This window comes from Gammaproteobacteria bacterium (genome assembly GCA_022450155.1).
GTDB lineage: Bacteria > Pseudomonadota > Gammaproteobacteria > Arenicellales > UBA868 > REDSEA-S09-B13.
In genome coordinates this window covers 1-8,004 of the sequence record JAKUQR010000045.1, presented here as the reverse complement: position 1 = coordinate 8,004, position 8,004 = coordinate 1, and the positions used below count along the sequence as shown (strand labels likewise).

Below are 8,004 nucleotides of genomic sequence, written 5' to 3'. Positions count from 1 at the left end.
TTATCGATATCGATGATACTCCTCACCATAAACGGACAGGCCCACGCTCTGGAAGTCGCGCCGGATACACCGCTGGTTTTTGTACTGCGAAACGAGCTGGGTTTAACTGGCGCAAAAATCGGATGCGCGAGTGAGCAGTGCGGCGCCTGTGCCGTGCTCGTCAACGGCGAATCTACCCTGAGTTGTGTACGGCCTGTGGCTGATTTCGTAGACCAGAAGGTTGTGACCATAGAGGGATTGGCCGAAGATGCAGTGGGCCGCAACGTGCAGCAGGCATTCATTGAAGAAGGCGCAGCCCAGTGCGGCTACTGCACTCCGGGTATAGTCATTGCAACAACGGCCCTGTTAAACCAAATCAGCCAACCTACAGCGGCAGACATCCATGGGGCACTTGATCGTCACCTTTGTCGCTGCGGCAGTCAGCCTCGGGTACTGGCCGCGATCCAGCAGGTGATTGATAGGGACACTTAAGTTGAGCGTTCATCCCAGTATTGCAGCACATCCAAACGTCGATCAGTGGTTGGAATTCACGGCGGACGAACGAATCGTTGTGCACACCGGTAAGGTCGATATCGGCCAACGCATCTCAACAGCATTGGCCATCATCGCTGCAGAAGAACTGGACGTCGATTACCATCGAATTGATGTCAATCGTACACAGACAGGCTTGGATCCTGATGAAGGTTTCACGGCAGGCAGCATGTCGATGCAGCATTCCGGATCTGCAATAAGACTGGCAAGCGCGACAGCGCGTCGCTATCTGATAGATCTTGCTGCAGATGTATTAGGAGATGCGCCTGGGGCTTTGGTCGTCGATGACGGAATAGTTCGGTCTCCTGCTACCGGTGCACAGGTGAGCTACTGGTCTTTGCTGTCCGAGACGAGCTTAAGCGTCCGGATTGATGAAACTGCACCACTCAAACGGCCGGCTGATTACGGCTGGATTGGTAAAGCTGTCACCCCCAAAGGGCTGGCCGACATTGTTCACGGTAAAACCGTCTTTGTTCATGACCTCCAGTTGCCCCAGATGCTGCACGGTAGGGTCGTTCGACCGCCCCACTGCGCGGCACGGATCGACACACTAGATTCCACAGTCATCGAGTACCTCAAACACTCCGGCGTGGTTACGGTCCGGGACGGCAGTTTTCTCGCTGTGGCTGCAGCTGATGAATATAGGGCTGCCAAAGCTGCTGCTCGACTATCCAGTGCCATCCAATGGGATTTGGGCAGTGGTATTCCGACTAAAGATGTGTTTTCTGCCCTGCGGTCAAACCCGAAGGTGAGTCTGCCGGTGGCAGAGGGCGGTGTCCCGATTGAACAGCCGGTTTCCCCGCTGACTGAACCACCGGAAGAAGCGGTAATCACGCTCAACAGTATCCTTGAAAAACCCTACCTCATGCACGGCTCTATTGGACCGTCCGCCGCTTGTGCAGTTTATGAAAACGATCTGCTGACGATTTACACACACTCGCAGGGGGTTTACCCATTGCGTGGCGCAATCGCCGAAGCCCTGCACATGCCCGTTGACACTGTCCAGGTGATCTTTATGCCCGGTGCCGGATGTTACGGCCATAACGGCGCAGACGACGCTGCGTTCGATGCCGCTCTGATCGCGCTTGCTATCCCCGGTAAGCCGGTGCTGCTGAAATGGACCCGGGAAGAAGAACATGCTTGGGAGCCGTACGGCTCAGCCATGGTCTGCGAGTTGCGCGCCAGCCTGGATGGAAATGGCAAGATCATAGACTGGTCACATGAAAGTTATGGCGATACCTTTATCATGGGTCGACCGGCAGCCGGTCGAACAGGCTCCCCCGCTGCAAAACTACTCTCTAACCAGTTTCGAACAGGCGCACCGGAACAAAGCCTAGCTCAACCGGCAATGGGGCCACATGTCGGCATCCACCGTAATCTTGATCCTCTGTATACGATACCCAACCCACGCCTGGTCAAACATTTGGTGCGCAAGCTACCGTTACGCACGTCGGCGCTGCGAACACTTGGCGCTTTCGCCAACATCGTCGCTATCGAATCCCTCATAGATCAGCTGGCAGATGCCGCGGGCGTACCACCGGTTGAGTTTCGCTTGCAGCATTTAGATGATGAACGCGGCCGACAGGTACTTCAGTCGCTGTCCGAACAAATGGCGGCCGATACGGCTGGATCCGGCGATGCCCTGAGTCAGGGTATCGCGTTTGCCCGTTACAAGAATGCTGCTGCCTACTGTGCAGTCGGCATAGAACTCGAGGTTTCAGAACAGGCCAATGTCAGGCTTATCCGAGCCTGGATCGTTGCCGACGCCGGAGAGGTCGTTGACCCTGCCGGGCTCACAACCCAGCTAGAAGGTGGCCTCATCCAGGCGGCCAGCTGGTCACTCTATGAAGCGGTCACCTACGATGCAAACGGAGTGACCAGTCGGGATTGGGATACCTACCCGATCATCCGGTTCAACAACGTGCCTCATGTTCAGACCCGGTTGATTGATCGTCCGGGTGAATCCTTTCTTGGGGCGGGTGAGGCGGTGGGCGGGCCTACCGGTGGTGCCATTGGCAACGCAATTCGACGGGCTACCGGTCTTTGTATGTCCAGAATGCCGTTTAATCAGGACAACATTCTCGCTGCGGCGCTCAAGCAGTAGTCCATCTCGACCTGGGTCCAGTCGAAAGAGATCGAACATGACCCACGACCCAAAAGCGGTAAACGTCACTTCTCACCTAAAAGGAGAGTTGGTTAAAAGGACACAGATAGTGATCGAGCAGGCAATGGCAGAAGCGTAGCGACTAACGATTAAAGATAGTCAGTCGATTCATCGTAGTTATTGCAGGTGCACCCAAAGTACGGCGGACTCTCCCAACAAAGACTGCAGTCGCTAAATTACCTGAATTCACCAACCAGACCCTGCCTCACCTGGAACCAGAATCAGATTGCCTTGTTGACAGGCTCCAGACCGAGAGCCACACGGCCAAATTCAGCACCGTTGATATCAAAATTAACCTGGATCTGCCCGGCAGCTGCATGCAAATCGCGAAAACGGCGTTGAAAAGGATTGGACAGATAATTTCCAGCCGCACCGATTACAGACTGCAATAGTTGGATCGACTTGACGCAGTTCTGCGCAGCATAAGCACCATCTCGCCGCCAACAGACCTTCTCTTCCACGGAGGGTTGACGCCCCGACTGGGCAATTTGTTCCGCCTCGCGAATATTGGCATGCGAAAGCAGACGAGCTGCCTGGATCAGGGCACCAGCCTCTGCTACTTTCACCTGGACTTGCGTGTGCTCCGCCAGCTTGGAGGCGTTATGAGTCGAGACCCGTTCACGAATTTCACCCACGTAATCGTCATACGCGCCCTGCGCGATTCCGACCATTGGCCCGACCAGGAAATGGGGAAAAATACCAAGAACTGGAAGCTGATAGAGAAGGCCTGGAACATGGGGTGTGCCCGGGGTGGAGCCGCCGCGGGTCTCCCTGGGCTCAAGTGTCATGTAATCGTGCACAAATAATCCCTCGCACTGCACGTCGCGACTTCCGGTCCCGACAAGACCGGTCACCTGCCAGGTGTCGATCTCCTCGAATTCACCTCGTGGTGCCACCAGCCAAAGCGGGCGTTTGGGCCCTTCATCGTCGATCATGGCACCTATCATCATCCAGTCACTGGGGTCGATGCCACTGCAATAGGGCCACCGACCAGAAAGCTCGAAGCCGCCACTCACTGACTTCGCGCAACCAGCAGTCACCACCAGAGACGAGGCGATCAACGCCTGTGGATTATCCTTCCAGACCGCATCTTGCGCCGCCGCCTGCCACATTGGCAGCATCCAGTCATGACAGATGAGATTGGTATAAATCCAGGCGGTTGACCCACAGCCACGCCCAATATGGTCCGGTATGTCAATGACTGTTCCGAAATCAAGTTCGAGCCCCCCGTAGCGCTTGGGCTTGAGAATAGACCACAGTTGCGTATCCCAGAAGTCTTGGACCGTGTCCGGGTGAATCATTCGGGTGTTTTCCACGTGCTCCGCCCGCTCCAACAGCCTAGGTGTCATAGCCGCTGCGCGCGCCAGCATTTCTTCGCGGTCTGGCTGAGAACTAGCAGCACCTATGGTTGTTACTTTGGCCATGTCTAAATCCGATATTAACAATTATGTGGCGACTTGATCTGCTCCCGATTATTCAGTTCGATCGTGATGCCATTTGGGCTTTCAACAAAGACTTGGAACAGATTCATACTGGCTGCGTTCCGTTCACGATACGTGTAGCCGCCACCGTTCAAACGAGAATTCAGTGCATCGGAATTCTTAACCCGGAATACGATATGGTTGAAAGCACCCGAGCCGTTTAGCGCTTCAGCACTGATTTTATCCCCAAAATATTCCTTCAGACCTGACGAATCATCAAGATCGACACCAACGAGCTACAGCCCTGCAAAATAATCGACATACAGCCATACGCCTGGAAAGGGAAAATCAGGTCTATCGCCGCCCTCCCTATCATGAACACCGACATGAAATTGCCGGGTTTCCTGGAGCCTCACCGTTCGAATTGAACAATGAGTAAGTGACTTGAGACTCATATCGCTCCCCTTTAATTAACTGCGAGTATAGGAAGAATAAACCCCTCTTCATAGAGAACAAATGCCCTAAACAGCGTTTCTCATACCCGTTGCCCCGGTCGTTTGACCTCCCACTCGTCGGTCGTACTCATCTGGGTTCAGATTTTTTCTGTAGTCAGCCTTACCAGGATCCTATCTTCCGCTTCCACCGGCACATCGCCGGCTGCAGGATTCGTCAGACAGGTGATCACCATGTCGACCTGTTCCGTTAGTTTTCAAGGTGAGTACACCCAGATTACATCCTAGTCGATCAACGGTTCGGCAGTTTCGCGGTCAAGATCACGCGCGCTGAGCTCAAAGCCGTTTCGAAACAGACTGCCTGCGAGTTCTAAACGGATTCGCTCATCAGCAGAAACAAAACGGTGACGCATTTCGTACTTCAAATGTAATTACCCTTTGGAGGTCACAGTTCATGAAATCACAGACGGTTATCATCAATCGACAAGGTCCAGCTGAAATGATTTATCTTAACCAGGTAGAAATTGTCACGCCCGGGAGAATCAGGTGCTGACTCAGTAGAATGCAATCGACCAAAATTTTATTGATATTATCCAACCTAGCGGGTTGTAACCAGTTTCAACTCCGACTCGGCTCGGTTCCGAAGCTGCAGGTGTCGTCATTGACTGGGTGAATCGACTTACGAATTATGCTGTTACCGCGTGCAGTATAATGCGCGCTGGAACCTTGGACCGGAGTAGCGATCATGCTCAACGTTGCCGTCATCGGAATGGGCTGGTGGGGCAAAACCCTCGTCACCGCGATCGGCAAGAGTTCGAAGCTCCGGGTGGTGAAGGGCGTCAAGCGCAATCCTGCGACGGAAGCCGAGTTCGCTCGCGAGCACAAGTTCGAGATCATCTCTGACTACTCCGGGGTGTTAAAGGACCCCACAATACAGGGTGTGGTGCTGTGCACGCCGCACACGCTGCACACAGAGCAGATCATTGCCGCTGCGAAGGCGGGCAAGCACATTTTCTGCGAAAAGCCGCTGTCGCTCACGCACACGGACGTCGTGCGCGCGTTAGACACGGTCAATAAGAACAAGGTCACGCTCGCGGTCGGGCACGAGCGCCGCTTCGAACCGCCGATCCTTGACCTCATGCGCACGGTCCGCTCGGGCGAGCTGGGCACGCCGCTGCAGGTCGAGGCCAATTTCAGTCAGGACAAGTTTCTCGCCTTCCCTTTAGATAACTGGCGGCTGACGCCAGAGGAGGCGCCCGCAGGCCCGATGACAGCCACGGGAATTCACATACTCGATCTTGCCGTGGGCGTCTTCGGCGAGGCGGAATCCGTGGTATGCAACGTCAAACAACTCGGGAGCCGACTTTCCAACGGTGACACTCTCGCTGCCCTCGTTTCATTCCGGAAGGGCGGACACGCCTTGCTCACCGCGATTCTAGCCACTCCGTTCGACGGCCGATTCGCGGTCTACTGCAATAAGGGATGGATCGAGGTGCGCGACAAGGCCCACCCGGCCACGCCCGAGGGTTGGACCCTCACTCAAGTGGTGAGCGGCGACAAGCGAACAACCCGGGAATATCCGCCCGCCTCGAGCGTCCTCGCAAACCTGGAAGCGTTTGCCGACGCCGCGGAGGGGGGCACACCCTACCCCGTGACGCAGAAGGAAATGGTCGCGAACATCGCCGCGCTCGAGGCGATCATTGAATCGGCGCGAACTGGACAGAAGGTCATGGTCCAGTAGGCGCGCCGCGGCGCGCGCTTGTCGGTTGCCGGCGGTGTCGGCACAATAAGCGCAAACAATTCGAATTGAATCCCACAGGAGGGTGTACGCAATGACGACGAAGACAGCAACCAAGCCCGTTGCCGCGGACGGCTGCGACCACACATTCAAGGCGATCTATGATCACGAGATCCCATGGGAAAATGACGACGTGCGTGGAATTTTGAAGCTCCCACCCGGTGTACAGGTCAAGGTCCTCAACTACGATCCGGTGATGAAGCGCATCGACATGAAGCAGCGCTTCCCAGCGGGATACGTCGAACCAGCCCACACACATCAGAGCTGGCACTCGATCCTGGTTCTCAAGGGCCGCATGTGCGTGGCCGGCAAGGATCTGCACCCCGGTGACTACGTATTCGGCTGGGACATCCCACACGGGCCGTACGAATACCCGGATGGGTGCGAGGTGTTCATTGTGTACATGGGCGACGCAACTCATGTCTGGGAAAAGACCGATCTCCTCACGCACCAGAACATCTGGAAGCCGGAGACTGACGCCGGCAAGAAGGGTGTCGAAGAGCACACCAAGAAGCGCGAGGCGGGGAAGGTTTGACCACCGGAAAACGTGAATTGTGAGTTGCGAAAGGTCACGAATGACTGACCTCAGCCCGATCAGTATTTGATTTGATCGGAGACGGTGTAGTCACACGGTCACATTTATCAACAACTCTCCCTTGATGCAGTTGTTCACGCACAGCGGGAACCGGAAACCGGGAAGAAAACGGGGTCAAGCGTGATTTTCCCGAGTCTCAATTTCTCCACGGCGGTTTGGTTAAGAAACTGGCACGAGAAGTGAGATTATTCTTGGATGCCCGCCTTTTATCGATCCGGATTCGACGATACGGGTACGTCTCTGACATTTCATCTGGAATTTGGTTGACCCGATTCCAGGACTGGTAGGTACCCGGTACTGCCGCAACAAGCTGTCTTTCTCGAAGAGCTAAAACACCATTCTGGGGAGCGTTGTAGCGATTTCCGGGAACATCGCAATTGCCAGGACAGGGTGGATAAAGAACATTAGCTAGTCAAAACACGCGCCCGTAGCTCAGCTGGATAGAGTACCTGGCTTCGAACCAGGTGGTCGGGGGTTGGAGTCCCTCCGAGCGCGCCATTAAATCAAGGAGTTACGGAGGTTTCAAAATTTGGGAGTTCCCATAAATCCCCAAAGTTCCCATAAATGTGGGTTATGTCAGCTGTAGAAGACCTCGCTGATGTACTCGGTAATTTCCGTCAGTACTGCAATTCTGGCGCAAAACAATGCCCTATCTATCATTTTTGAAATCAGTGCAAACCACGTTACCCCAATCGTCATGTTGCCTCTCAAAAGATTATCTTTGATTTATAATCGTTGGCCGAAATCCCCCATTTGGAGAGACGTATAACATGAAGATAACCGGAGGTTGTTACTGTGGTGCAGTTCGTTACGAAATTGACGGTGAACCGCAAGCGTCTCTTCAGTGTCACTGTCGGGAGTGTCAGTACATAAGTGGAGGATTTCCAGCGGCGCTGATGCTATTTTCTCTTGAAAGTTTTCAGCTCACGTCTGGTGAAATGAAGCAATTTCGTCGTTCTGACCTTGAACGTCCCGTGACGCGGCATTTTTGTGAGAACTGTGGTACCGGTGTCTCATCAGAAACCCCGAACATGCGAGGTTCA

Annotated in this window: 7 protein-coding genes and 1 tRNA gene; 6 read left to right on the top strand and 2 right to left on the bottom strand. The window is 54.5% G+C overall.

The window, feature by feature from the left end; all coding sequences use genetic code 11:
- Nucleotides 1–12: 12 nt before the first annotated feature.
- Together MK323_14710 and MK323_14705 are read left to right on the top strand one after the other, a co-directional pair.
- Nucleotides 13–471 carry a (2Fe-2S)-binding protein gene (locus MK323_14710; GenBank protein ID MCH2483397.1) on the top strand — a complete coding sequence of 153 codons (459 nt, stop codon included), beginning with the start codon at nt 13–15 and terminating at the stop codon, nt 469–471.
- Nucleotide 472: 1 nt separating this feature from the next.
- Nucleotides 473–2,635 carry a molybdopterin-dependent oxidoreductase gene (locus MK323_14705; GenBank protein MCH2483396.1) on the top strand — a complete coding sequence of 721 codons (2,163 nt, stop codon included), beginning with the start codon at nt 473–475 and terminating at the stop codon, nt 2,633–2,635.
- Nucleotides 2,636–2,916: 281 nt separating this feature from the next.
- Here the strand turns inward: MK323_14705 and MK323_14700 are convergent, their stop codons facing one another.
- Together MK323_14700 and MK323_14695 are read right to left on the bottom strand one after the other, a co-directional pair.
- Nucleotides 2,917–4,119 (bottom strand): acyl-CoA dehydrogenase, encoded by a 1,203-nt coding sequence (locus MK323_14700; GenBank protein MCH2483395.1) that lies wholly within the window; start codon nt 4,117–4,119, stop codon nt 2,917–2,919.
- A gap of 293 nt (nt 4,120–4,412) precedes the next feature.
- A complete protein-coding gene (locus MK323_14695; protein ID MCH2483394.1) occupies nt 4,413–4,571 on the bottom strand; it encodes a hypothetical protein in 159 nt (52 codons plus the stop codon).
- Between the two features lie 742 nt (nt 4,572–5,313).
- On the opposite strand from MK323_14695, the gene MK323_14690 reads away from it, so the two are divergent.
- The 4 genes from MK323_14690 to MK323_14675 form a co-directional block, all read left to right on the top strand.
- Nucleotides 5,314–6,309, top strand: coding sequence for a Gfo/Idh/MocA family oxidoreductase (locus MK323_14690; GenBank protein MCH2483393.1), 996 nt, complete (start codon nt 5,314–5,316; stop codon nt 6,307–6,309).
- Between the two features lie 91 nt (nt 6,310–6,400).
- Entirely contained in the window at nt 6,401–6,901 is a 501-nt protein-coding gene (locus MK323_14685; GenBank protein MCH2483392.1) for a hypothetical protein, read from the top strand.
- Nucleotides 6,902–7,382: 481 nt separating this feature from the next.
- Nucleotides 7,383–7,459, top strand: a tRNA-Arg gene (locus MK323_14680).
- A gap of 272 nt (nt 7,460–7,731) precedes the next feature.
- Nucleotides 7,732–8,004, top strand: a 273-nt coding sequence (locus MK323_14675) for a GFA family protein (GenBank protein ID MCH2483391.1), incomplete at its 3' end; no start/stop codon positions are given.